This window comes from Adlercreutzia equolifaciens DSM 19450 (genome assembly GCF_000478885.1).
Lineage (GTDB): Bacteria > Actinomycetota > Coriobacteriia > Coriobacteriales > Eggerthellaceae > Adlercreutzia > Adlercreutzia equolifaciens.
In genome coordinates this window covers 650,484-673,663 of record NC_022567.1, presented here as the reverse complement: position 1 = coordinate 673,663, position 23,180 = coordinate 650,484, and the positions used below count along the sequence as shown (strand labels likewise).

Here is a 23,180-nt window from a genome sequence, read left to right as displayed (position 1 = left end):
CGTCATTCGCTGGCGACGCCGGGGCCGGCCTTTTCGCATTCACGGTTCTTTTGCATTCACGACCCTTTTCGCATTCACGACCCACTCGCTCCCCTCTCTCTGCAACACAGGGCTCTTCTCGTGCAAGTGAAGCGGCGCCCCCTTGCCGTCGCTGCCCCGTCGAGGCACACTAGCGCTACGGACAGGAGACGGAAAGGAGCGCCCGTGAAGCTGACCGTGGAAGAGCGGCCCGACTTAGAAGAGGCGGAGGTCACCATCCGCTGCCCGGCCATCGACCGGCGGGTGCGGGCCATCATGGCGGCCGCGAACGCAGTGGATTGCCGGCTTCTCGGCACCGACGGCGCAGGCACGTTCATCGTGGAACCGTCGGAAGTGCTGTACGCGGAAACCGTCGACGGCCGCACCTTCCTCTACAGTCGCGACCGCGTGTTGGAAAGCCCGCTGCGCCTCTACGAGCTGGAAGAGGCCCTCGCCGGCACCGAGTTCGTGCGGGCCTCGAAATCCCTCATCGTGAACTTCGACCACGTGCGGGCGCTTCGCCCCTACCTGAACGCCCGGCTGGAATTGGTGCTCAGCAACGGCGAGTCCGTCATCGCCTCGCGCCAGTACGCCCCGGCCATCAAGCAGAAGATCGGGCTGTAGAAAGGATTCGCCATGAGAAACATCATCAAGAGCGCCTTTGTCCGCGCTTGCGTCATCTTCACCGTCGCCATGGCCCTCTGGTGCGCAGCCGGCCTCATTTTCGCCGGGCCCGTCGAGGGCATCGTCATCACGCTCTCGCTGCTCGCCGCCGCCTTGGCCCTGTGCGCCCTGCAGGCATTCTGGTTCACCGAAGTAGCACTCAAGCGCCCGAGCTACCCCGCGCGCATCGCCGGGTTCGGCCTGACGGGCCTTCCGGTGCTCGTCCTGTGCGCCGCGCTCGGCGGTTGGTTCCCCCTGGACAACATCGGCGCCTGGGTCAGCTTCGTTGCCATCTACCTGGTCACCCTGGCCGCCATCACCGCCGGCTACACCATCTACTACCGTCGCACCGCCGGCAGCTTCGACGCCGCCCTCGCCCGCTACCGCGAAAGCCGCAAGGGGTAGCGATCTACTGCTCCCCCAGAAACGGGCTCGGTTCGTCGCGGTAGAGGACGGTCAGGGCGTGCATGGCGCGGGTGACGGCCACGTAGAGCAGGTTGCGATCGGCCTCGGTGGCGTACTGGCGGCCGTCGGCGTCCAGCAGCACCGCCTCGTCGAACTCGAGGCCCTTGGCCAGGCGCACCGAGCTGACGACGATACCGCCCGGGTAGGCGTCCGTCTCATCGGTGAGCAGCATAAGGTCGTGATCGCGCGCGATGAGCTCAGCGTAGCGGGCGGCGAGGAAGTCCGATTTCGCGATGACTCCCAAGGTGCGCCGCCCCGAGGCACGCCACCGCCCGATGGCCTCGTCCACCGCCGCGAGCACCCCCACGGTGTCGCCGCAGCGCGCAAAGCGCACCGCCTCCCCATGGCGCTGGACGGCGACGAGACCCGCAACGGGCATCACCCGGGCGGCCAGCTCGGTGATCTCGCTGGTCGAACGGTAACTCGTCATGAGCCGAACCACCCGCGCGCCCGGATAATGGGCCGCCACCGCCTCGGGCGCCGACACCGCACGGCCGTCCACGAGCTGGTTCACATCCCCCAGGATAGTGCGATCGCAGCGGAACAGGCGGGAGATGGCCTCGTGCTGCACCGGCGTCAGATCCTGCATCTCGTCGATGACCAGATGGCGCACGGCAGAAGTGGGGGCGAACCCGTCGGGGCCCGCGAAGGCCAGGGCGCACAGCACGACGGGGAAGGCGTCCTCCCATTCCACCACGCCCTTGGCCGGCGCCTTAAACAGGGCGCGCTGGCCCGTGTCGGCTAAAAAGCGCTTGTACAGCGCCAGCGGGTTCTTGGCCCGCATCATGCGCAGGAGCCGCCCGCGCAGCTCGCGGCGCGTCGGCATGGTGTGGGCATAGCGGCCGAAGGTCTTGCCATGGGCCAACTCCAACGCGTCGCCGGCGATAAGGTCGAGGCGCTCATCGAAGGGCACCGGCGCGTAAGCCGCAAAGCGCTCGGCGAGCCAGGACGCCTCGGCCACGTCGCCCCCGACGGCCAAGTCGCGCGGCTCGAAGAGCTCCGATGCCGCCACCTTCCCATCGCCGGAGCCCTTCTCCCCCAGCTGAGCGCCGAGCCACGCCGTCAACGAGGCAGCGAACGCCTCGGTGCCCTTGGCGGCAGCACGGGCCGCCCGAACCGGGTCGGCCTCATCGGCAGCCGACACCGGGGGCGCCACTTTCGTGATCCCTTCCAAAAGGAGGGCCGCCAAGTCGTGCAGGCTCCACTGCCGCACTGGCTCCTCACCCAGCTCCGGCAGCACCCCGGAAATGTAGTCGGAGAACACCCGGCTCGGCGAGAGGATGGCCACCGACTGCGAGGTCAGCCGCTCTTTCTGGCGATACAACAGGTAGGCAACCCGGTGCAGCGCGATGGAAGTCTTGCCCGAGCCGGCCACGCCCTGAATGATAAGCGTGCCGGGCGCCTCATCGCGAATGACGGCGTTCTGCTCGCGCTGGATGGAGGAGACGATATCATGCATCTTCGCGTCAGACGTGCGCCCGAGAACCGTCGCGAGTACCTCGTCGCGCACGCTGGAGCTGGAGTCCACCGCGTAGCGCAGCTGCCCCTCCTCGATGGAGATCTGCCGCTTGAGCGCGAGCGTTCCCTCCCGGCGCCCGGCCGGTGCCTCGAAGGCGGCCGGCCCCGGCTCGAAGTCGTAGAACAGCGCGGCCACCGGGCTTCGCCAATCGGAGATGAGCGCCTGGTTCTCCCAGGTGAGGGCGAAGCGCCCGAGGTAGGTGATCTGGCGTGCGGCCGCCGTCTCGCCTTCGGCCGAACCGGCAGATGAGGACGCCCCCTCCTCGCCTTCGACGAAATCGACCCGGGCGAAGTAGGGCGAATCGAGCAGCTTCTCCAACCGGCCCCGGGAGCGATGGGCCAAAGCGGCCTGGGCGTCCATGCGGTTCAGCTCATAGGCAGAAAGATGCGCCTCCTCCGGCGCCAATTCGCCGCGCGAGGCCGCCAGCTGCGCCCCCGCCTCGCGATGGCTCGCCTCCGTGCGCTCGGCCAACCCACGCGCACGATCGACGGCCGCCCGCACCGCGCCCAGCACTTCGTCAAGATGGGCTTGTTCTTCCGCTTCTATGCTAGGGGATCCTCCATCGGCACCCGCATCGGCATCTGCGCCTGCAGACCGAAGCAGTGCCTCGTCATGTTCCGCATCCACGGCCTTCCCCTTCCTCATCCAAGTTTCACGAAACGCGGACGGCTCGGCCCTCGCTGGGCCCCGTCCGGGAAACCTGAGAGGTCGAAGCCGTGAGATGCGCCGACGTCAAGGGGAAACGTTATGCTAGCGGCCCCGTGCCTGAGCACCAGTCACCACCGCACCGACCTCCACAAAATTCGCGCAACTTCGCTTCCCATGCTAAGACGGTATGGCCGTAGCGAGTCGTTTACCGTTTGATGCCAAGGGGCAGCAGCCAGACGCCAGCAGGGACAACTTCCCTTAGCATGGAACTCAGCGTTTACGTGGCGTCAAAAGCGTCGCCGACTGCGGCGCCCGATGCCGCTGTCGACCGCGGCGCTCGACGCCGCCGACCCCGAGACAAGGAGCGCTCATGCCCATGAACCCCGCCGTCCAAGCGGTCATCAAGGCCATCACGCGCCTGCAGCCCGACGTGGCCAATTCCTGGAACTCCCAGCGCAAGGTGGAGGACGCCGCCGGCAAACTCACCATTGCCGACCCGCGCTGCCGCATCGACGAGATCACCGCCCAAGCCGACGACGGCTACGAGATTCCCTTGCGCGTGTTCACGCCCCTCGACATCGACTTCTCCCTGAAGCGGGGCCTGCACGTGAACGAGGATCACCGCGGCACCATCCTGTACTTGCACGGCGGCGGCTGGGCCAACGGCGACGTGGAATTCTACAGCGACGCCTGCATGCGCACGGCGCTGAAGCTCGAGCGCCGCGTCATTGCCGTCGACTACCGACGCAGCCCCGAGCACCGCTTCCCCACCGCGCTTGAGGACTGCTACGCCGTGGCGCGGCAGCTGTTCGCCGGCACGCTCGTCCGCGACGCCGATCCCGAGCGCATCGTGCTCATGGGCGACTCGGCCGGCGGCAACCTCACGGCGGCCGTAAGCCTTCTCGCCCGCGAGCGCGGCGACTTCCGCCCGCACACCCAGATCCTCTTGTACCCGCTCGTGTACAACGACCACTCCGAAACGACGCTGTTCGATTCCGTGCGCGACAACGGCGAGGACTACATTCTCACCCGCCAGGCCATCGTCGACTACATCGAGCTGTACCTGCGCACGCCCGAAGATTTCCACGACTCCCGCTTCGCACCGCTCATCGCGACGTCGCTGGCCGACCTGCCCCGCACGCTCGTCATCACCGCCGAGTACGACCCTTTGCGCGACGAGGGCGAGGCTTTCGCTGCGCGCCTGGATGCGGAGGGCAACGAAGTGGCCTGCTTCCGCATGAACGACGGCGTCCACGGCTACTTTTTGTACCCCTCCGTGCTCTCGCTCGTGCGCGACACCTACCGTCTCATCGCGCACTTCCTCGATGGCGACCCGCTCCCGAAACCCGGTGACCGGCCATGGCTGACGCTCCTTGGTACCGACTAGACAACGTCGGCAAGTTCTACGCCGCCCAGGCGGGAAGCCCGAACCAGACCATCTTCCGCTTGGCGGCCACCATGGTCGACGAGGTTGACGAACAGGCGCTGCAGCGCGCGTTGGACGCCGCCGTGGCGCAGTTCCCCGGCTTCAACGTGTCGCTGCGCTCCGGCATGTTCTGGCATTACCTGGAACCTTCCGGCACCGCGCCGCGCGTGACCCCCGAGAACCTGCCCATTTGCTACGGCCTGCACGCCGGGCCCCAAAGCGTGCTCTTCCGCGTGAGCTACTACCGCCGCCGCATCAACGTGGAAGTGTCCCACATGATCTCCGACGGGCGCGGCGCCCTGGAGTTCCTGAAGGCGCTGCTCGGTGCCTACGTGGCCGAGCGCTACGGGCTGCCCGAAGCCGCCACCTGCGCCTATGCGGGCACCGAGGCGCAGAAGACCGAGGACAGCTTCACGGCCAACTACGATCGCGCCGCAGCGGGAAAGGCGAAAAAGCCGCGGGTTTTCCATCTGACGGGCCTGAAGACCGACGCCGATCCGCTTTACCTGGAATACCACCTATCGGCCAGCGCCGTGCACGCCGCCGCCAAAGACGCCGGAGTCAGCGTCACCTCCTACCTCATCGCGGCGGTCATCTGCGCCGTGCGCACTACCATGACCGCCCGCGACCGGCGCCGGGCCATCCACCTGGATGTGCCCGTCGATCTGCGGAGCCTCTTTGGCTCTGCCACCCTGCGCAACTTCTTCGGACTCGCTTTCATCACCTACACCCCCGGCGATGCCGATGCGCCCCTAGCCGATGTGGCCGCCGAGGTGCAGCGCCAGCTGACCGCCGGATGCGAGCCCGCCTCCCTGAAGCGCCGCATGATGTCCATGATCAAGCTGGAGAAGAACCCGCTTCTGCGCGCGGCGCCCCTCATCGTGAAGGACGCGGCGCTGGCCATCGCCGACGCGCGCGCCGCCCGCGAGGTCACCACCACCGTCTCGAGTCTCGGTCGCGTGGCGCTGGATCCGTGCATGGCCCCCTACGTGGAAGGCATCAGCGCGCTCACGTCCACCTCCGGCCTCAACTTCATCGTGTGCACCTACGGCGACGATCTATCCATCGGCATCTCCAGCCGCTTCCTCGGCCAGAAGGTGACCCGCGCCCTGGCAGAGGTTTTGGAAGACGAGGGGATGCGCGGATATCTGAACGCGAACCGCGACGCGCCGGCGTTCCACCGCCCCGGTCCGCTGGCGGCCGCCCGCAAGGCGGCTCCCGTGCCATCGGTGTTCCCGCCGAACTCCTTCGAGCGCAAGAGCACCCGCGTCCGCACGGTTCTGGTGGTGCTCACCCTTATCTGCATCGCACTTATCGCGCTTTTGGGCGGCACTGCGGGCGGCAGCGCGCTGGCCGTGGGGGCGCCGTGTGCGGCCGTGGCCCTGAACTGGCTGTTCGTGCGGAACATGATCGTGCACGCCCCCGACTTCATCCGCGTGGTGGAGCGCTACTTCCTCGTGCTTCTGGCCGTGGCGGGGCTATGGTTTCTCTCCACGGGCAATCTCATCGTTGCCACCTACGTGATACCAGGGCTGTGTCTTTTGGCCCTCGCGTTCAACGCGGTGCTCCTCATCGCCTTCCGAGGATCGTTCGTCACCGGCTACGCGAAGTACCTCATCTACGAGATGCTGCTCGGCCTCGTTCCTTTGGCGCTTCTAGCCGCGGGCCTTATCACCTGGCCGCCCTTGGCCGTAGCTGCCGGCACCGCCGCCGCGGCCCTGCTGGCCATCCTGCTCCTGGTCGGCCGCAAGCAACTGGCCGCCGAAGCCCGCAAGCTGTTCTCGCTGCGGTAGACCACCCGCCTCCAGTCCCTACCCCACCACCGCCAGCGCAATGGCGACGGCCAGCACCGCCAGGCACACGGCCAGGGCCACGAAGTCCTCGCCGTGCAGCGGGTAGTCCTTGTAGCCGCTCGTGCGCGTGCGCAGGTTGAAGCCGCGCACTTCGGCGGCGATGGCGGCGGAGTTCGTCTTGCGCACCGAGCTCACCAGAAGCGGCACGCACAGCGGAATCATGAGCCGCACCTTCTTCGCAAAGGAGCCGTCGAATTCCACGCCGCGGGCCGTCTGGGCCTCCATGATGCCGGCCATGTCGTTCATGAACACGGGGATGAAGTGCACCGTGCTCGTGAAGGTGAACGCGTACTTGTAGGGCACGTGCAGCTGCTTGACGGCAGCGTTCGTCAGGTCGTTCATCTTCGTGACGTAGAACACGAGGAACAAGGGGATGGCCGCCGCCATGAGGCGCACGATAACCGTGAGAGCCGCCAGCAGGCTGCCGGTGCCGATGTAGCCCCAGGGCAGCGGCACAAGCAGTGCGCCGTGGGGCGTCGTGAGCAGGATGACCACGGCCAGAATGAGCGAGAACGCGAACACCGCCTTGCACAGCCCCGCCGTCTCGCGGCCCAACCCGCACGAGACGGCCATGACGAGCGCGGCGGCCAGAAGGATCAGTAGAAACACCAGGTTGCTCGTCACGAAGCAGGCGATGGCGATGAGCACCGCGCCGACGAGCTTCACACAGGGGTTCATGCGATGCAGGAAGCTCTCCCCCGGCACGTATTCCAGAAACTTGGCCATTAGTCGATCGCCTCCACTTCCACGTCTTCGACCTCCCTATCGCATGCCTGGGCCACCGCCGTCACCATTTGGGCCACGGTGTTGGCCTCGGCCACGGCCGCGGGACAGGCCGCCTCGCGCCCGAGGATAAGCGACACCTCAGTCACCTGGGGCGGCAGGATGTGCGCCTCCTTCAGCACGCGCCCGTCGCGCAGCACCTCGAAGGTGGGGCCGTCGGCCACCACGCGCCCGGCCGTCATGGCAATGACGCGGCGAGCGAAGTCTCCCACCACTTCCATGTCGTGGCAGACCATAATGACCGTGGTGCCGTTCTCGTTCAGCTCGCGCACCACGTCCATCACCTTCACACACTCGCGGAAGTCGAGGCCCGTGGTCGGCTCGTCCAGAATGATGGTGGGCGGCGCCAGCACGATGATGGAGGCCAGGGCGAGCAGCTGCCGCGTGCCGCGGTTCAGCAGGTAGGGCTCGGCATCCGCGTCGAAGCCGAAGCGCTCGATCATGGCGTCCACCCGCGCCTCAGCTTCGGGCCCTTCCTCGCCGAGGGCCGCAAATCCGAACATGAGCTCCTCGCGCACGGTGTTGCAACAGATCTGCCGATCGGGGTTCTGAAAGAGGAAGCCGATGCGCCGGGCCAGCTCGCTCGTCTTCAGAGAGGTCGTGGGCACGCCATCGATGAGCACTTCCCCGGAGGTGGGCTTCAGAAGCCCGTTGGCCAGGCGCATCGTGGTGGACTTCCCCGCCCCGTTGGTGCCGACAAAGGCCACGAAGTCGCCATCGTTCACCGTGAAGCTCACGTCGGCGAGCACCGCCAGCTCGCCGTCGTAGGACGCCGAGACGTTCTTGAACTCGATCATGCGAGCACCTCCTTCAGCGCCGCCGCGGCCCCGGCCACGTTGCGCACCGTGGAACCGGCGTACAGACCCTGGGCGGAAAGCGCGTTCATAAGCGTCGTCGAGCGCGGCACGTTCACACCGAGCGCCAGCAGCTCCTCGGAGTGGGCCAGCACCGCGTCCGGCGTATCGGCGAAGCGGATGCGGCCCTCGTCAACGATGACAAGCATATCGGCATAATCGGACAGAAGCGCGATCTTCTGCTCCACCACGACGACCGTGGTGCCGTGCTCCCGGGCGTAGCGGGAAAGCAGATCGAACACCGTCACCGACGAGGCCGGGTCCAGCTCGGCGGTAGGCTCGTCCAGCACGAGCACTTTGGGGTGCAGCGCCAGCACCGAGGCCACCGCCACCTTCTGCTTCTGGCCGCCGGACAGGCTGTCGATGGTGCGGTCGCGCAAACCAGCGATGCCCATGGCGTCAAGCGCCTCGTCCACGCGCGCAGGAATCTCCTCACGTGGCACCGCGAAGTTCTCCAGGCCGTAGAGAATCTCGTCCTCCACCACCGTGGACACCATCTGCGAGTCGATGTCCTGACACACACTGCCCACCAGCCGCGACAGGTCGGTGAGCGAGGTGTCCACCGTGTCGAGACCCTCCACCGTGACCGAGCCGTAGAAGTCGCCCGGATAGCAGTGCGGAATGATGCCATTGATAGCGTAGGTGAGCGTGGACTTCCCACTGCCCGCCGCCCCGGTGATGCCGACGAAGCAGCCATCGGGAATGGAAAGCGTGATGTCACGCACCACGGGCTCAACCCCTTCCCGATACCGAAAACTGAACTCATTGAACTCGATCATGATGACCTCTCTTGCTCGCGCCGAACCAGCAGTTTAGCGCTTCAGTACCTTCTTCAGGGGCGTCGCCAGCACCTCGACGAAGATGCAGTTGAAGGTGGCGGTGCCCAGCACGATGGCCACGTAGGCTGCCATAGCCACGGCGAAGTCGCCGCCCACGGACACGACGTTGATGTAGGCGGACAGCGCCGCGAAGGTGAAGCCGGACACGCAGGTCGAAATGAACGTGTTCGCGAGCGGGTTCACATCCAGCTTGCCGATCTTCATGGGCACGCGGATGAGCAGGCCACACACCAGAGCACCCAGCAGTTCCGAGGGGATGTTGAGCAGCGGCGTGGCGTTCAGCATCGGAATCTGGCACACGAGCCCGGCGATAAGGCCGATGACGAGCGACTGGGCGATCGTCGGGCGAATGAGAATGATAGCCAAGCAGTAGGCGGCGATGATGAAGTTCGGCTTCATACCGAAGGAGGCGAGAAGGCTGCCCACCGTGAGCTTCAGCACGGCACCGGCGGCCAAAAGCACCGCTACCAGAATGAGATCCTGAATGGCCAGCCCCTTCTTCTCGGATGCGGCCACGGTGCGCTTGGCACCGGCGGCGGGGGTCGCGGTTTCAGCGTCGGCGGTCATACGGAGTTCTGCCATGTCGATCAGTCCTTTCTCGGGCGGTTCCTCACCGCCCCTCGTGCCCGCGCCTGCGGGCGTCCTCTTCCGTAGCAATTGCTCCTTCGCCGACGCCTTTCGAGAGGTTGCCAGCCGACCCCAACAAAAAAGGGATCTGTCCTTCGCTTAAAGGACAGATCCCTTGATCTGCGGTGCCACCTTTAATTGATTCGCACGATGCGAACCCTCTCATGAACGGGCCATCACCCATTCTGCCTTTAACGCAGGCTCACGGTCCAGATACTCGGCCTCATCGGAACAAACGACGGCGGGCCTTTCCCCTTTCCCTCGGCGATCCATTTACCCTCTGGCGTTCTGCGGGAATCTCAGCTGCGCCCGCTCTCTGTGAGTGCCCGGATGGCTTGACTTTCGCCTCATCGGTTTAAGGTATATTCAATTGCTGGTTGCGTACTTTAGCACAGAATCCCGATCGCGCAACCCCTCAATTCGGCAACCTGCCAACGAGCCAGCACATCGGGCTCTAGTTTTCACCCGTTGCGCCGACAAAGAACTTTGCCCAAGCAGTAGAGCGAAAAATGTGCAAAACGGGGTACTTCTCGTAGTTTTACCAGACTCCAGGATCAGCTCAACTTCAAAACGGAACCATTTTCCCAGGTCAAAATTGTCCGCGTCGCCCCATCTAGTCCAAATGGCTACGAGAAGTGGGGCATTTTGCACAAAACGAGGCACCTCCTCGCAATGCGAGTACCGCTTCGCAGATCGTCGCCGCCCGAAACCGACAAGCCATCGCGGTTCGCAGCCAACAGATCGCCTCGGTCGCGCTCGACAAGAACACCCCGAGACAGCCGCCGCTCAATCCCAGGCAGATCCGTCCCAGATACAATCTTCCAATCCGCTTTCGGAGTTCTGGACGCACTCCTTCAACCCGCCTTCGGAAACCTCCCCCTTCAGCCATTCGCGACGATGGTAGACCCTCAGAGACCATCCCGTCGCATACAGTTTCCTCTGAGCGTTCCCGAAACTCTTGGCGCGAATTTGAATGCGCCTGCTCATGCGAGATCCCGCCTCGTGGGCCACGCTGCGCATCTCACTGCGATCGCACAGCTGTCGTGTCGTCACCGATATCACCTTGTAGCCATCGGCCTCCAACGCCAACCGCTTCGAGGAATCCTTCGCGATCTGTCGCGAAGTAAGATGCTCGGCATTCGAATCGTACTCGATCGCCAGGCGCGACTCGCTGTGACAGAGGTCGGGGACGAGTGTTTCCCTTTTGGCGATCTTGCGCGCTTTTTTGCTCGGCCTCACGCGTCGATTCATTTCCAATCCGGGGAGGGCATAGCCGCCATAACGATGGGGAATGCTCAGCACGGACCAAAGAAACGCCTCTGGCGGTGAAGCGGCATTATCCGCCACGAATCGCAGCGCCGACTTCGCTGCCGCCGATCCACGCAGCCCAGCGTTGCGGCGGACAAACGACTCGATGCGACGTTTCGAGGTCAAAGGCGTTCTACTGCCCAGTCCGTTGCGCGATGACGGGTCGATGAAGAACGTCCCGCATAGGGCATCGCCCGCTTTTAAAAGCTCGTGCAAAGGAAGAACAAGTGCGAGCTGCACGAAGCACAACTCGGGGCAACTTGCATACACGCCGTCAGCGATGCGAACGAACGGCTTCTCCCGATAGGGATAAATCGACACATGAGTTACTGCCTGGGGAACGGTGCTTTTGCGATGATCGGGTACGAGCGCGTGATAGGGCTGCGGAATCTGAGGGAAAATCTTCTCCAGATAAGCAACCGTCCGCGCCGTCGGGACACACCGCTTCAATGCATTTGTTCCCACAGCGCTCTTTGACGACGGCCGGCAAGGGGCCGACAGCCAATACGAGAATGAGGATGTGCCGTAGAGAACGAATCGCATGCAGGGCAGTTTAACGGCCCAGGCGTATCGAGGACGCACGAACGGCAGATTCACCAACTCTCCGCTGTGCCAACCGTTTCACTCATGGTTGCGGCCTCTGGGGTTGCACCTCCGCAGTCGGCTCGCCCGCGTCTGCAACCGCCCTATGCGCTGTCGGCTCCAAATGTGCAAAATGGGGCACTTCTCGTAGCCCAAAAGTGGACGCTTTATCCTCGCGATGACACTGAACAGGGATTTCTCGTTCAGTCCGTCGAAGGAGAGCACCCCTGCTTCCTCGAAAACTACGATAAGTGCCCCGTTTTGCCCATTTCGCACACGAAGCACCGAGGGGCTTGGCACAGGCCCTCGCAAAAAAATGCGCGCAGAACCTCTCGCCCGTCCCCGCAACGCTCTCGTGACAGACGAGGGCAGCGACTCTTTCGACCTCCTCGCTCCCCTATACTCGAAGATGCGCGGTGCCCTGCGGCGCCGTCGCATTGCCCGCCGGCCGTGCCGCCCATGCGACGCGCGCAGCACGGCGGCCCATTCGCAGCGAGACAAAGGAGCGCTCATGGATAACGTGGTTTTGGTCACCTTCGAAGATGAGGGGAAGGCCTACGAGGAGTTCAACCGCCTGAAGGACAACGAGGCGACGGCCGACTTCACCATTTTGGAGATGGCCGTGGTGAAGAACGTCGACGGAACCATCATGGTGCCCGACGGCTTCCAGGACGGCTACGACGAGACCGACAACACGGCCTTCGGTGGGGTCATCGGCGCCGTGGTCGGCCTGCTCGGCGGCCCGGTCGGCGTGCTTCTGGGCGCCGGCATCGGCCTTGTGGCCGGCATGGCGATGGACGACAAGGACATCGATGACGACGACTCCCTTATGGAATACTGCGCGAGCGAGCTTACCCCCGGCGCGACGGCGCTCGTGATGCTCGCCAAGGAAGACGACGAGGACGCCCTGGACGCCCAGTTCGATGAGACCTGCGTCATCTACCGCTGGGACGCCGATGAGGTAAATGCAGAAGTGGAGCGCGGGGAGGCCCTGCGCGACTCGTTGGCCGCCGAAACCCGCAAGCAGCTCCGCGAGGCCCGCAGGGAAGCGCGGAAAGCCCGTCGCGAAGCGCGCAAGGACAAGTAGTGCGCCGAACCCGCGCCCTGCGCTCGGCCCACGTCGAGCCCCTAAGCACAAAGCGGCCGCCCTCCACTCGGAAGGGCGGCCGCTTCCATTCCAGAAGACGGTCGAAGCGTCTTACACGATCTTCTTGCCCAGGCAGGCCGCCAGCTCGCGCAGCTCGGCAACCAGTTCGCGGAACTGGGCCGGCGTCAGCTGCTGGGGGCCGTCGGAAAGCGCCACCGGCGGGTTGGGGTGCACCTCGATCATGAGCGAGTCGGCTCCGGCGGCCACGGCGGCCTTCGCCAAAGCCGGCACCAAATCGCGCTGGCCGGCCGGATGCGACACGTCGATGCACACCGGGTACAGCGACTGCTTGTGGATGACCGGCACGGCGGCGATGTCCAGCGTGAAGCGCGTGGCCGTCTCGAAGGTGCGGATACCGCGCTCGCAGAGCACCACGTTGTCGTTGCCGCAATCGGTGATGTAGTCGGTGGCGGCGAGCCACTCGGCGATGGTGCCGGCGAAACCGCGCTTGTACAGCACCATCTGATGCGTATCGGCGGTCACCTGGCCGATTTTCTTCAGCAGGCTGAAGTTCTGGAAGTTGCGGGCGCCCACCTGCAGGCCGTCCACATAATCGCTCACGAGCTGGCAATGGGCCGAGTCCATCACCTCGGTGAGCGTCTTCAGGTTGTACTTATCGCCGGCGGCCTTCATGATCTTCAGGGCCTCTTCGCCGAGACCTTGGAAAGAATGCGGGTTGGTGCGCGGCTTAAACGCGCCGCCGCGAATCCAGTGCAAGCCCAAATCGGCCACGCACTCGGCCACCTCGTCGAACTGCTCGGCGGACTCCACCGAGCAAGGCCCGGCGTAAATGGTGATCTCGTCCGTGCGCTGGCCGAGATCGGGGATGGGGGCAATCTTCACTTCGCTCATACGGACGGCGTCTCCTTCATGATCTTCAAGATGGTAGCGTAAATCTCCCGGAGGTTCTCGTTATAGAGCGGCCCCTCGTTGTAGCTATCCACCCGCGCGAAGATTTCCTCCTCGCGGCGCGCGTCGTACAGACCCAGATGCGCACCGGGTTTCAGACCGCGAATGACCAGCGAATGACCGGCGCGCTTGTTCAGAAGCGCGACGATCTCGCGGTCGATTTCGTCGATCTGCTCACGATGCTTCTGAATCTCGGCAAGATTGCTGTTCTCTTCAGACATCGCTTTTCCTTTCGTGTACCAAAAACTTGAACGAGCCTGGCCGCACCGCCCTAAAGCGCCGCCGCCCTCGCGTGGCGTTCATGATAGCAAAGACCCCCGTCCGCACGGGGGTCGCAAGGGAAAACGGATATAGAAGCCCTTAATGGGCAGGCATCGGCAAAAACGAAGGGCGTGTCCGACGCGTCGGCGCCGAGGGTGTAGACGATCCCGACCTGCGCGATTTGCCACGCTGCACGGCGCCGGGGCGGCCCAGGGGCGCGCTGTCCCGCGAGGTACTCGCCCCGCAGCAAAGACGTCTACCGGCGCGAAATCCCGCCGGCCTTCTTCTCAGAATCGCGGGTGTACCACTCGATGAACAGATCCACCGCGCCGTTGACGATGAACGTCGCGCCCAGCACGAGCACGAAGGTCATGGAGGCGCCCCACGGGTTCACCACGATAAGCACACCGCCGATACCCACCAGCACCGCCGTCGCCAGCACGGCAATCCAGATGCTGCTGCCGAAAGCGCGCAGCCCGAAGGCGCGCACCACGTTCACGATAGCGAGCAAAATGAGCACCACGCCGAGCACCACCGAAAAGAACCCGGCGATCACTTTCGGAAAGATAAACGCAATGAGCGCGATGATGACGTAGAACACCGCCGACATAAGGGTGCCCGAATCGCGGTAGCGCACACTGCGCTGACGGAAGTACGACACAAGCCCCGCCGCGCCCATGACCGCGAGCGCCACGCCGAACAGCAAGATGATACCCTGCACGGTAATGGACGGATAGATCATCAGAAACAGACCGAATGCGATGCAAAGCACCGCCTGCACCATGTTATTCGATCGCACCAAGTTCAGAAACTTCTCCATGACGCTGCTCCTATCGCCCGACCCGTACGGCGTTCTCGCCTCGATCCGATACCGACGGGCGCCGGCCCCTCCCATGGCGCACTCGACATCGAAGCTATCTCCTATGGGCGTCATGGTAAAGCGAGCGCACAAAACCAAGCCCGTCGGGGGCTCCTTGAAAACAATCGGTTGAACAGAGATGAAGCTTGCCACCATTCCGTCAACAAGAGCACCCGCGCGAAATAATGCTGTTGCCATCTTGTTAACAGCGGGGATAGCTCTAGCGTCGCGCAGACTCCAGCTCCAGACCCAAGTCATCGCAGTACGCCTGACAACCTTCTAGCAACTTGGGAAAGTCCCCTTGCACCACATCCCAGACAATATCGGTGTCTACATCACCATAGGCGTGGGCAAGCCGATTGCGAACGCCCTTGATAGCCCGGCGCTCGAATTCGTAGTGCGCAAGGGCTTCGTCGCTGAGCGAACCGGCTTCCTCAGTCACCCGGAGCACCCGATTCATGATGGCCTCCGAGAAAAGCCGATCCGCATCAGTAGCGGGCCTTTTGAAGCGCTCCTCGGTGATGCCCAAACGCTCAATTTGCCCTTGGGCCTCCGTGATGAGATCGAACATTTCCTGAATGCGGGCGAGATCAGTGGCCTTAGCGCTCATAGACCAGCACCTTCTCCCGCTCTATGGCCGCGGCGAGGTTGGGATTCTTTATCTGCTTGGCCGTCACCACGTCGACGGCGCGCCCGCAGGCGCGTTCGAGGTGCTTTTGGAACTGGGACACCTCGAACAGGGTGAAAGGGGCCGCCCCATCGTACTCGAGGCGAACATCCACGTCGCTTTCGGCAGCGAAATCCCCGCGGGCGAACGAGCCAAACACGTAGCCCTTCGTGATGGCGGCGAAACGGGCACACTCGGAGGCGACGGCTTCAAGCACATGCGCCCTTTCGGTCTCGCGGACCTCGCGCGCCATGCCAAAATGGGACACGCAGTCCTTATTCGCGGCCTCGTTCAACCGCTTAGCTTCGCTCGCGTCGCCCCCGTCCACGGCCGTGCACGCCCGTGCGTCTTCGAACTTAATCACATGAGGGCACACGGCAGCGTAGCGCTCGACCAGCGCCTCACCCTCGTAGCCTTCGGCGATAAGCCGGCGCAGCACGTCAAGGGACATTCCCTCGTCCTCCACGTTCAGCGGCTTGATGAGCAACCCCTCGTCAGTCTGCTCGATGAGAGCATACTCGGTGAACCCCATATCCTTGTAGGCTTTCGCCGGAATAGTGATCTGCCGCTTGCTGGACACTTTGATCCGCTGCGGCGCCATGCGAGCCGCCTCCGCCATGCTTTCCTCCTCACCAAGCGCTTGGTACCAAGCTTCCAAGCGAGTATAGCACAAGGAGACCCGCCAGCTATTGACGGGTCGCCCAAGATTAATGCTGCTATCTACTTGTGACTTATGCGGTCAGCGGCTCGAAGTCGCTGTCGGGCTCGGCCGGCGCGGCAGCGCGAGCAGACGCGCGCTCGGTCTCGGTCGCGGGCACGAGCAATTTCGAACCCAGCGCCATGAATCCCAGCGTGCCCACCGACACGACGCCCAGCACGATCAGCACTTCGGGCACCGTCGGTGCGTAGGAACCGAGAAGTGCCCAGCCGCCGTCGGACAGAACGCCCGGCGCGCCCTCCACATTCGGCACGATGAACGAGGTGAACAGCAGCCACAGGCGCTTGCAGAGCACGCCGGCGATGACGAGCACGCTCGCCCCCACCACAAGCCCCGTGCGCTCGCGGTTCTTCGCGAACACCAGCACGAGGAACGGGACAACCAGGCCGCCAGCGATCTCGAACCAGAAGAACGGCGACGTAGGCCCGCTCGTCATGAGCGCCAACGTCTCGGCACCGGCAGCGCCGGGATAAGCCATGGTCAGTACCTCGCAGAAGATGAAGAACGCGTCTACAGCGATGCAGGTGGCCAGAAGCCCAGCCAACGACGCCATAAGCTCGCGGGAGGTGTCGAACAGACGCGCCTTCTTAAGCGCGGCCAACACGCACAGCAGCAGCGCCAGGCCCGAGTCCATGGCCGAAGCCACGAAGATGGGAGCCATGATGGCCGAGTACCAGCCCTCTTTGGCGATCTGCAGGCCGAAGATCCAAGCGGTCACCGAGTGCACCAGAATGGCGCAGGGCAGGGCAAACCGCGAGATGATGGACACCGCATGATCGTTGCCGCGGCGCATGTTCACCAAATACAGCACGTTGATCACCAGATGCAGAGTGATGACGCAGATGTCCCACACCAGGGGCGACGCGGGGTTCGGGCCGGTCACAATGCGCCAGACACGCTGGACGCCGCCCAGGTCGATGAGAACGAACATGCCCGCCAGACAGATGCACACCGTCGACAGGATAATCGCCGGCATGGCCACGGCTTTGAAGCGCCTGATGCGGAAGACGCTCGCCGAGGAGGCCACGATAAGGCCGCCGGCGGAAAGTCCCACGAAGAACATGAACATGGTGATGTAGAGACCCCACGACACGCCGTTGGACATGCCCGTCACCGCCAGGCCGCCGACCAGCTGGTAGATATAGGCCCCGATGCCCACCACCGCCAGCACCGCGAGCACCGCCGTGAGCGGCTTGTTCTTGGTCAGAAGTTCCATGATGCCACTCTCCTATTCAAAGTAGTAGACTTGCGGACGGGTGCCCTGTTCCTCCAAAAGGACGCGACCACCTCGAGCGCGGATCACCTTCGACACCTCGGAATCGGGATCGTCCAAATCGCCGAAAATGCGGGCGTCCATGGGGCAGCACTGCACGCAGCGTGGTTCCTCACCTTGGTCGGTGCGCTCCTTGCAGAGGGTGCACTTCTCGGCCACGCCTCGCACGCGCCCTTCGACGTTAGCATCGCCGTAGGCGAAATCCGGCACATGAACCGGCTCGTCCCAGTTGAAGGAGCGCGCGTTGTAGGGGCAGGCGGCCATGCACATGCGACAACCGATGCACTTATCGTAGTCGATCTCCACGCGACCGAGCTCGTCCTTGTAGGTAGCGCCCGTGGGGCACACGCGCTGGCACGCCGGGTTCTCGCAATGCTGGCACGCCAAAGGCAGATAGGACCGGGTCAGATTGGGATACTCCCCCTGGGCGTCGTCCGCTACGCCTCCGCCTTCGGTTACAACGCGGTTCCATCGGAGGTCCTTCGGAACGCCGTTCTGCATCTTGCATGCGAAGACGCAGGTCTGGCAGCCAATGCAACGGGTCTTGTTGATGGCCATTCCGTATCTCGTCATAATTCTCACCTACGCCTTCTCTACTTCCACCAGCACGTCGTTATAGGGGATCTGCGGACCGAAGAACATCGAGTACCCGCGCTCCAGACGCGCGGAGTTGGTCACGTTCTGCAGGAACCCTTCCTTGTAGTAACGCGTGTAGGTGGTCTCGGCCATGAACAGGACGCCCGGCTGCAGCGAGCGGTTGACGAGTGCCGTGGCCACGAACGAGCCGCGGTCGTTGAATACGCGGACATCGTCGCCCGTCACAATGCCGCGGGCCTCCGCATCTTCCGGAGCGATGTTCAGGCTGGGGCCGAAATCTTCCTGGAACCATTCATTGGCAGAATAGTAGGCGTGGATGCGATAGCGACTCTTGCCCTGAGTGAAATAGAGCGGGAACTGTGTCTTCTTCGGATTGCTCTCGTAGGCCTCGTTCGCGTCCTCGTACACCGGCAGCTCGTGGCCTTGGTCGACCAGATACTCGTAGTACAGCTCGATGCGCGTGGAGGGTGTGAGGAACCCTTCAGCCAGACCGTCGGGCATATAGTCGTCGCCCGTCTCGGGCAGGGCCATCACGCCGCCGTGCTCCAACAGCGCATCATAGGTGATGCCCTCCATCCGGGGATCAAGCTCGGCAGCCCCGTCGAGCATGAAACGCGCAAGTTCCTCGTAGGATTCGGGAAGCAGGTCTTCCAGGCCCCACTGGGCGGCCAGCAGGCGCTCGATTTGCAGATCGCTCTTCGATTCGAACATCGGATCCACCATGCCGTTGGCCAGCATCACATGGCCCATGCTGTCGCGCAGCTGCTTCACGTTTTCCTCGCACTCGAATTTGGTGCAGGCCGGCAGCACGATGTCAGCATAGTCTACCGCCGAGGAGTGGTAGATATCGACGATAGCGAAGAAGTCGAGGCTCTTCACCCATTCCAACATGTCATTGGCCGCGCCCGCCTCCAAGGTGAAGGCATCGCCGAAGGTCAGGGCCGCATGGATGCTGTTCTCCTGATAGGGCATGTCGTACATAGAGACGGGGCTGTCTCCGTAGTGGTACTCCTCGGGAAGGACCCAGTAATTGAACGTCGCCGACGGATCGTTGGCGCCCAGGCCGCAATAGGAACCATAGCCGGCGCCCTTCTTGCCGTACTGGCCGGTCAGGGCCACCAACATGGCCGTGGAATGCCCCAGCACATCGGCGTTGGTGTACTTGTCGGCGCCGCCCAGGCCGATGTCGATGATGGCAGGTCCGTTGTTGGCATAGCGGTCGGCCAGATTCACGATTGTCTGCTGATCGATGCCCGAGGTCTCGGCGGCCCATTCGAGGGTGAGGGTGTCGAGCCATTCCTTTATGAGCGTGAACTCAGTGATCAAGTGCTTGCCGTCCACCGTCCACTCGCCTTCAAGCGCCGGAATCGCATTGGCGCTGTCGTAGAGAACGGGAGCGCCGGTCACCGTATCCCACACCATAGGAGCGCCCACCGGCTCGGCGCTCACCACGGCGGGATTGGGCGCCATGACCTCGGCGCTGCGGTAGCTTTTGCCTGCGTCGCGATCGACCAGGTAGGGGCAGGAGGTGTGAGCGAGCACGAAGGCCTCGTCGTACCACTCGTTGTCCACGACGGCCTTAAGCATGCCCTGGATAAGGGCCGCATCCGTGCCGGGTCGCACCGGCAGCCACTCGTCGGACTTCGCCGCCGTGCCCGTAAAGCGCGGATCGATGGTGACGATATAGGTTCCAGCCTCTTTGGCATCCATGAGGGGGCGCGACCAAACCATGGCGCTCTCCAGCGGGTTGTGGCTCAGTTCGATGATGGTGGCCGCGTCTTTGAACTCCCAGTGGGAGCGGTTCGATAGATAGCTCCAAGGACCGAAAGCCGGCCCCAGGCCGTTTGCCTGCCCGCGATCAAGGCCCCAGTTGCCACCCGAGTCAGCATGCAGCAACTGCGTGATGAAGTCGAACTCGATGCCCGCCTCGGTGGACTTGCGGATGAACACCGAGCCTTCGCCGTATTTCTGCTGGGCTTCCTTGAGGTTGTCGGCAATCGTCTTAATGGCCTCGTCCCAGCTGATCTGCTCGAACTCGCCGGCGCCGCGCTCACCAACGCGCTTCAGCGGCACCTTCAGCCGATCCTGCGCGTAAATATGGGACAGCTCGCCAATGCCACGCAGGCAGATGGTCGAATGTTTCTTGTCCGCTACGATATCGCTCGGCTCGATCAGCGTGATACGTTCGTCGCGAATAGTGCACTTCAAGTTGCACCCGGTCAGGCAATGGAACTGATGGCACAGGTGCGCCGTTCGCTCCTCCCCCTGGGCCGTGGCCTTCGCGGGTGCCAGCATGCCCCCGCCGATGGCCGCGCCCACAGCGCCCGCGCAGGCAAGGCCCGCAGCTGCGGCACCCGTGGTTTTCAAGAAACCGCGTCGAGTGAGTCCGCCCGTGGGATGGGTTGTCTCGGACATCTCTCCTCCTTTTGAATTCCCAGGGACTGAGTCGCGGGACGCCGCGCGTAGCTTCTGCTGAAGTTCTGCGACAACGGGTCTTTGACTCCGCACCTGCGTCTCCTCAATCGCGCAGGTCGCTATCCCCTCTGCTGGTAATCCTTGAGAATTGGCCAAATTCCACGGGAAGCACTATAACAAATTGTCCTATGACAATGCAAGGATTATCATAGGACAATTTTCAAAGCAGGTTATCTATTTTGAGGATAGTTTATCTATTGAGCCGCGCGCTGGTGCACTAAGCCCACTACATAGACCAAATCCTGCTCAGCAAAATAGCGGTAGATTATATCGAAGGGGTCTACAACGACTTTGCGAACCGTGTCGCCGAAGCGTCGCTTGATTGAAGTGGGCAGTATCCTCGACCCCATCTCGGGCGCAAACTCAAGAAGAGATACCGCATACCATATCTCCTCGCGCTTTGAGTCCATGTATACCTGGGTCATATCCTCAACAAAGCCTTCAGAGACTTCGACTTTAGCCACGACCAAGCCTCTTTTCGACTTCGGCTCTTGCTTCCGCTACGCCATGGAATACACGCCCGGCCGCAAAATCGGCCTCTCCCCTCTCGAGCACTTCCATAACTCTTCGCTCGTACAACGCCTCCTCTACAGCACGCGCTTTTTCTTGTGCTAAAACATCCTCGGAGCAAAAGATGTAAGCAGCATTGCCGTTCTCGGTAATGTGGACCACTTCTTCAGCAGCCCTGTCTTTAATTTCTCTTTGCTTGGTTTTCAAGGCGGCAAAGGAGTAGATAGGGGTAGCCCTTGGTGCCTCATATGCAGGAACTGTCATGGCAATCTCCTTAAAGTACTCAGTTAGATATCTATATACTACTCAAAATCGATACCTTATTCAATATCAAATTCAGTTCCATAGATCAACAGATTCTGATTTGCGCTTCTGCCGCTTCTTCGGCCTCACCGATGGCTACTGGCTTCGCGCCCAAGAAGCCTACGACCTGGAAATCACAAGGCGCAAGCTCGCCCCCGAGCTCAAGCGGATCCGTCCCTTCAACCAAGCTGCCTGCCTGTAGGAATCTAGAATCCCATCGCCTTCAACCGCTCCAAAGCGGGCGCGGCGTGGCGGGCGCCGGCTTCGGGATACAGCTCGGAGGCAATCGCGATGCCGAGGCGAACATCTTCCGCCGCCTTTCCAAGCACTTCGTCTACGACGCGAGCAGGCAGGCCCCATGAGCGGGCCTCAGCTACAATATTCTCTCGCTCGATCCTATCGATGCGAATGCAGCCATCGATGCGCAAGCCCATGAACAGCACGTTCGGCGTAATCTCAAGGGCTGGCACGACGTCATAGAGCGGCGCGAGGCACACCTCGTCGCCCCCGTGGAGCAGCGCGTAGTTCTTGGCGTGAGCGTCGGTATTTCCCAGAACGGTGCTCACGAAGAGATGCCGCAGCAGCCGCTTGCGCTCTTCCAGCGAGTCGGCGGCATAGCGGGACAGCAGCTCGGCAATGCCCTTATAGGTCGGATCGCTTTTCGTGGGCGTCGCCGTTGCCGCGTACTTGCGTCCCGGCTCTATGCCGAGAGCCTGCGCGCAGTCTTCCTGGTGCAGCCGCACAAGCCCTCTTTCGGTTTCAACTCGGTCGAAGCGTTCCACAGCCAGCGTAGGCGGCACGTCGGGCAAATCGAGAATGGCTGAGCCAGCCGTCTCCGTCACATGTCATGCGACCTCCATTCCCCATGCTTCCGCTTCGACCAATCCTGCAAGCCGACCCTGGGGCTGCGGCTTCAATATATGCGTCGAAGGAGCCCCGTCCAAAGGAAGCGCCGCGGAACTTAAGGCCCTGTGGCCTGGCTCAGCCGCAGCCCAGTCTTCTGGTCTCGCAGTCACGCACAGCTTCTCCTGAAAGCCGCCAAGCGACACCCGCAGAGAAGATGCGTCATCGTAAGGGTGCGACGGCAATGCCGCCAGACGTGCCGACAGTTCCTCGGGAGTCAATCGCTTCTCGCGCGGCAGCTCCTGGCTCGCACGCGCCAACGCCCAATCTTCCGAGGGCATCACCTCAACGGCGCCGGCGCACTCCCAGCCAATCTGGGCGAGCAATCCGAAATAGTCGCCCTCGGCAACACCGTAGAACCGCTGCAGCTCATCGAGCCTCGCGTCTTCGGGCAAAAGCCCCGAGAACCAGGAAAATGTCCGCTGGGCATCGAAGGGCTCCTCTTGCACGCAGAGCGCCGTTGAGAGCAGGGGCGAAGAGGGATGCGCCGAGGCCATCTCTTCCGCGAACGCGAAACGAGCGCCGTTCTTCGTGCGAGCCAATTGCCCAATCTTTTCGCCGCCGAGGCGAACCTCAAGGGTCTCGGAATTCACTGTTGACCCCCTTCTTGGCGCGAGCGCAGAAGCGACACCACCGACGCAGGGGCATCATGCACTTCGGCTTGAGCGCCCTTGGGGAGCACCACCAGCTTCAAGCCCAAATCGCTGATGGCGCGCATGAGGGTCTGGGAGCTGACGCCCTTGCCATTTTCAAGAGCCGAAAGGGTGGCGTGGGAGGCACCGATGATCTCGGCGAACTCATCTTGGGTGTACCCCTTTTCCTTGCGGGTTTTCTGGAGAAACGACCCGAGCTGGTCAAGGCCGTACACATTGGTCCACTTCATCGTACATCTCCCATCGGATATCAATTTTTCTTGATATTAGTCGATATTGGGAAAATGTCAAATATTCTTGATAGATTGGAAAACGAGGTG

At 63.0% G+C, this 23,180-nt stretch carries 25 protein-coding genes; 6 read left to right on the top strand and 19 right to left on the bottom strand.

Annotated elements, in window-relative coordinates; translation table 11 throughout:
- Nucleotides 1-204 precede the first annotated feature (204 nt).
- Nucleotides 205-642, top strand: a complete 438-nt coding sequence (locus tag AEQU_RS02480) for a LytTR family DNA-binding domain-containing protein (protein WP_022739344.1) — start codon at nucleotides 205-207, stop codon at nucleotides 640-642.
- A gap of 12 nt (nucleotides 643-654) precedes the next feature.
- Nucleotides 655-1,086, top strand: coding sequence for a hypothetical protein (locus AEQU_RS02475; RefSeq protein ID WP_022739343.1), 432 nt, complete (start codon nucleotides 655-657; stop codon nucleotides 1,084-1,086).
- Nucleotides 1,087-1,090: 4 nt separating this feature from the next.
- Here AEQU_RS02475 and AEQU_RS02470 read toward each other — a convergent pair whose 3' ends face one another.
- A complete protein-coding gene (locus tag AEQU_RS02470; RefSeq protein ID WP_022739342.1) occupies nucleotides 1,091-3,292 on the bottom strand; it encodes a HelD family protein in 2,202 nt (733 codons plus the stop codon).
- A gap of 391 nt (nucleotides 3,293-3,683) precedes the next feature.
- Between AEQU_RS02470 and AEQU_RS02465 the strand changes: the two genes are divergently transcribed.
- Together AEQU_RS02465 and AEQU_RS12855 are read left to right on the top strand one after the other, a co-directional pair.
- Nucleotides 3,684-4,700 (top strand): alpha/beta hydrolase, encoded by a 1,017-nt coding sequence (locus AEQU_RS02465; protein ID WP_022739341.1) that lies wholly within the window; start codon nucleotides 3,684-3,686, stop codon nucleotides 4,698-4,700.
- Nucleotides 4,673-6,532, top strand: a complete 1,860-nt coding sequence (locus tag AEQU_RS12855) for a DUF6320 domain-containing protein (RefSeq protein ID WP_022739340.1) — start codon at nucleotides 4,673-4,675, stop codon at nucleotides 6,530-6,532. The genes AEQU_RS02465 and AEQU_RS12855 overlap by 28 nt, the downstream gene beginning before the upstream one ends.
- An 18-nt stretch (nucleotides 6,533-6,550) precedes the next feature.
- Here AEQU_RS12855 and AEQU_RS02455 read toward each other — a convergent pair whose 3' ends face one another.
- From AEQU_RS02455 to AEQU_RS02435, 5 genes are all read right to left on the bottom strand, one after another.
- Complete coding sequence (locus tag AEQU_RS02455; RefSeq protein WP_022739339.1) at nucleotides 6,551-7,318, bottom strand: energy-coupling factor transporter transmembrane component T family protein; 768 nt, start codon at nucleotides 7,316-7,318, stop codon at nucleotides 6,551-6,553.
- Nucleotides 7,318-8,172, bottom strand: coding sequence for an energy-coupling factor ABC transporter ATP-binding protein (locus AEQU_RS02450; protein WP_022739338.1), 855 nt, complete (start codon nucleotides 8,170-8,172; stop codon nucleotides 7,318-7,320). The genes AEQU_RS02455 and AEQU_RS02450 overlap by 1 nt, the downstream gene beginning before the upstream one ends.
- Entirely contained in the window at nucleotides 8,169-9,008 is an 840-nt protein-coding gene (locus AEQU_RS02445; protein ID WP_022739337.1) for an energy-coupling factor ABC transporter ATP-binding protein, read from the bottom strand. The genes AEQU_RS02450 and AEQU_RS02445 overlap by 4 nt, the downstream gene beginning before the upstream one ends.
- A gap of 33 nt (nucleotides 9,009-9,041) precedes the next feature.
- Nucleotides 9,042-9,650 carry a hypothetical protein gene (locus tag AEQU_RS02440; protein ID WP_022739336.1) on the bottom strand — a complete coding sequence of 203 codons (609 nt, stop codon included), beginning with the start codon at nucleotides 9,648-9,650 and terminating at the stop codon, nucleotides 9,042-9,044.
- Nucleotides 9,651-10,481: 831 nt separating this feature from the next.
- Complete coding sequence (locus AEQU_RS02435) at nucleotides 10,482-11,468, bottom strand: hypothetical protein (protein WP_022739335.1); 987 nt, start codon at nucleotides 11,466-11,468, stop codon at nucleotides 10,482-10,484.
- Between the two features lie 628 nt (nucleotides 11,469-12,096).
- On the opposite strand from AEQU_RS02435, the gene AEQU_RS12585 reads away from it, so the two are divergent.
- Nucleotides 12,097-12,672, top strand: a complete 576-nt coding sequence (locus AEQU_RS12585) for a DUF1269 domain-containing protein (RefSeq protein WP_022739334.1) — start codon at nucleotides 12,097-12,099, stop codon at nucleotides 12,670-12,672.
- A gap of 111 nt (nucleotides 12,673-12,783) precedes the next feature.
- Here AEQU_RS12585 and aroF read toward each other — a convergent pair whose 3' ends face one another.
- From aroF to AEQU_RS02375, 10 genes are all read right to left on the bottom strand, one after another.
- A complete protein-coding gene (gene aroF / locus AEQU_RS02425; protein ID WP_022739333.1) occupies nucleotides 12,784-13,584 on the bottom strand; it encodes a 3-deoxy-7-phosphoheptulonate synthase in 801 nt (266 codons plus the stop codon).
- Entirely contained in the window at nucleotides 13,581-13,862 is a 282-nt protein-coding gene (locus AEQU_RS02420) for a chorismate mutase (protein WP_022739332.1), read from the bottom strand. The genes aroF and AEQU_RS02420 overlap by 4 nt, the downstream gene beginning before the upstream one ends.
- Before the next feature lie 296 nt (nucleotides 13,863-14,158).
- Entirely contained in the window at nucleotides 14,159-14,722 is a 564-nt protein-coding gene (locus AEQU_RS02415; RefSeq protein ID WP_022739331.1) for an HdeD family acid-resistance protein, read from the bottom strand.
- A 259-nt stretch (nucleotides 14,723-14,981) separates the two neighbouring features.
- Nucleotides 14,982-15,371 (bottom strand): HepT-like ribonuclease domain-containing protein, encoded by a 390-nt coding sequence (locus tag AEQU_RS11710; RefSeq protein WP_022739330.1) that lies wholly within the window; start codon nucleotides 15,369-15,371, stop codon nucleotides 14,982-14,984.
- The gene (locus tag AEQU_RS11705) at nucleotides 15,361-16,047 is read right to left on the bottom strand and encodes a nucleotidyltransferase domain-containing protein (protein WP_022739329.1); all 687 of its coding nucleotides are present in this window, start codon (nucleotides 16,045-16,047) and stop codon (nucleotides 15,361-15,363) included. The genes AEQU_RS11710 and AEQU_RS11705 overlap by 11 nt, the downstream gene beginning before the upstream one ends.
- A 112-nt stretch (nucleotides 16,048-16,159) precedes the next feature.
- Nucleotides 16,160-17,362 carry an NrfD/PsrC family molybdoenzyme membrane anchor subunit gene (gene nrfD, locus AEQU_RS02395; RefSeq protein ID WP_022739328.1) on the bottom strand — a complete coding sequence of 401 codons (1,203 nt, stop codon included), beginning with the start codon at nucleotides 17,360-17,362 and terminating at the stop codon, nucleotides 16,160-16,162.
- Nucleotides 17,363-17,374: 12 nt separating this feature from the next.
- On the bottom strand, nucleotides 17,375-17,992 hold the full coding sequence (locus tag AEQU_RS02390) for a 4Fe-4S dicluster domain-containing protein (protein WP_041714367.1): 618 nt from the start codon (nucleotides 17,990-17,992) through the stop codon (nucleotides 17,375-17,377).
- Nucleotides 17,993-18,001: 9 nt separating this feature from the next.
- On the bottom strand, nucleotides 18,002-20,431 hold the full coding sequence (locus AEQU_RS02385) for a molybdopterin-dependent oxidoreductase (RefSeq protein WP_022739326.1): 2,430 nt from the start codon (nucleotides 20,429-20,431) through the stop codon (nucleotides 18,002-18,004).
- A gap of 254 nt (nucleotides 20,432-20,685) precedes the next feature.
- Nucleotides 20,686-20,955: a hypothetical protein gene (locus AEQU_RS02380; protein ID WP_022739325.1), complete on the bottom strand. Its 270-nt coding sequence runs from the start codon at nucleotides 20,953-20,955 to the stop codon at nucleotides 20,686-20,688.
- Entirely contained in the window at nucleotides 20,948-21,265 is a 318-nt protein-coding gene (locus AEQU_RS02375) for a hypothetical protein (protein ID WP_022739324.1), read from the bottom strand. The genes AEQU_RS02380 and AEQU_RS02375 overlap by 8 nt, the downstream gene beginning before the upstream one ends.
- Between AEQU_RS02375 and AEQU_RS12455 the strand changes: the two genes are divergently transcribed.
- A complete protein-coding gene (locus AEQU_RS12455; protein ID WP_041714364.1) occupies nucleotides 21,264-21,506 on the top strand; it encodes a helix-turn-helix domain-containing protein in 243 nt (80 codons plus the stop codon). The two genes, AEQU_RS02375 and AEQU_RS12455, sit on opposite strands and share 2 nt — an antisense overlap.
- 4 nt (nucleotides 21,507-21,510) lie before the next feature.
- On the opposite strand, the gene AEQU_RS02365 is transcribed toward AEQU_RS12455, so the two are convergent.
- The 3 genes from AEQU_RS02365 to AEQU_RS02355 are packed head-to-tail and all read right to left on the bottom strand — an operon-like array spanning nucleotide 21,511 to nucleotide 23,090.
- Nucleotides 21,511-22,146 carry a HipA domain-containing protein gene (locus AEQU_RS02365; protein ID WP_022739323.1) on the bottom strand — a complete coding sequence of 212 codons (636 nt, stop codon included), beginning with the start codon at nucleotides 22,144-22,146 and terminating at the stop codon, nucleotides 21,511-21,513.
- A 3-nt stretch (nucleotides 22,147-22,149) separates the two neighbouring features.
- On the bottom strand, nucleotides 22,150-22,800 hold the full coding sequence (locus AEQU_RS02360; protein ID WP_022739322.1) for a HipA N-terminal domain-containing protein: 651 nt from the start codon (nucleotides 22,798-22,800) through the stop codon (nucleotides 22,150-22,152).
- Entirely contained in the window at nucleotides 22,797-23,090 is a 294-nt protein-coding gene (locus AEQU_RS02355) for a helix-turn-helix transcriptional regulator (protein ID WP_022739321.1), read from the bottom strand. Before AEQU_RS02355 ends, AEQU_RS02360 begins: the two co-directional genes overlap by 4 nt.
- Nucleotides 23,091-23,180 lie beyond the last annotated feature (90 nt).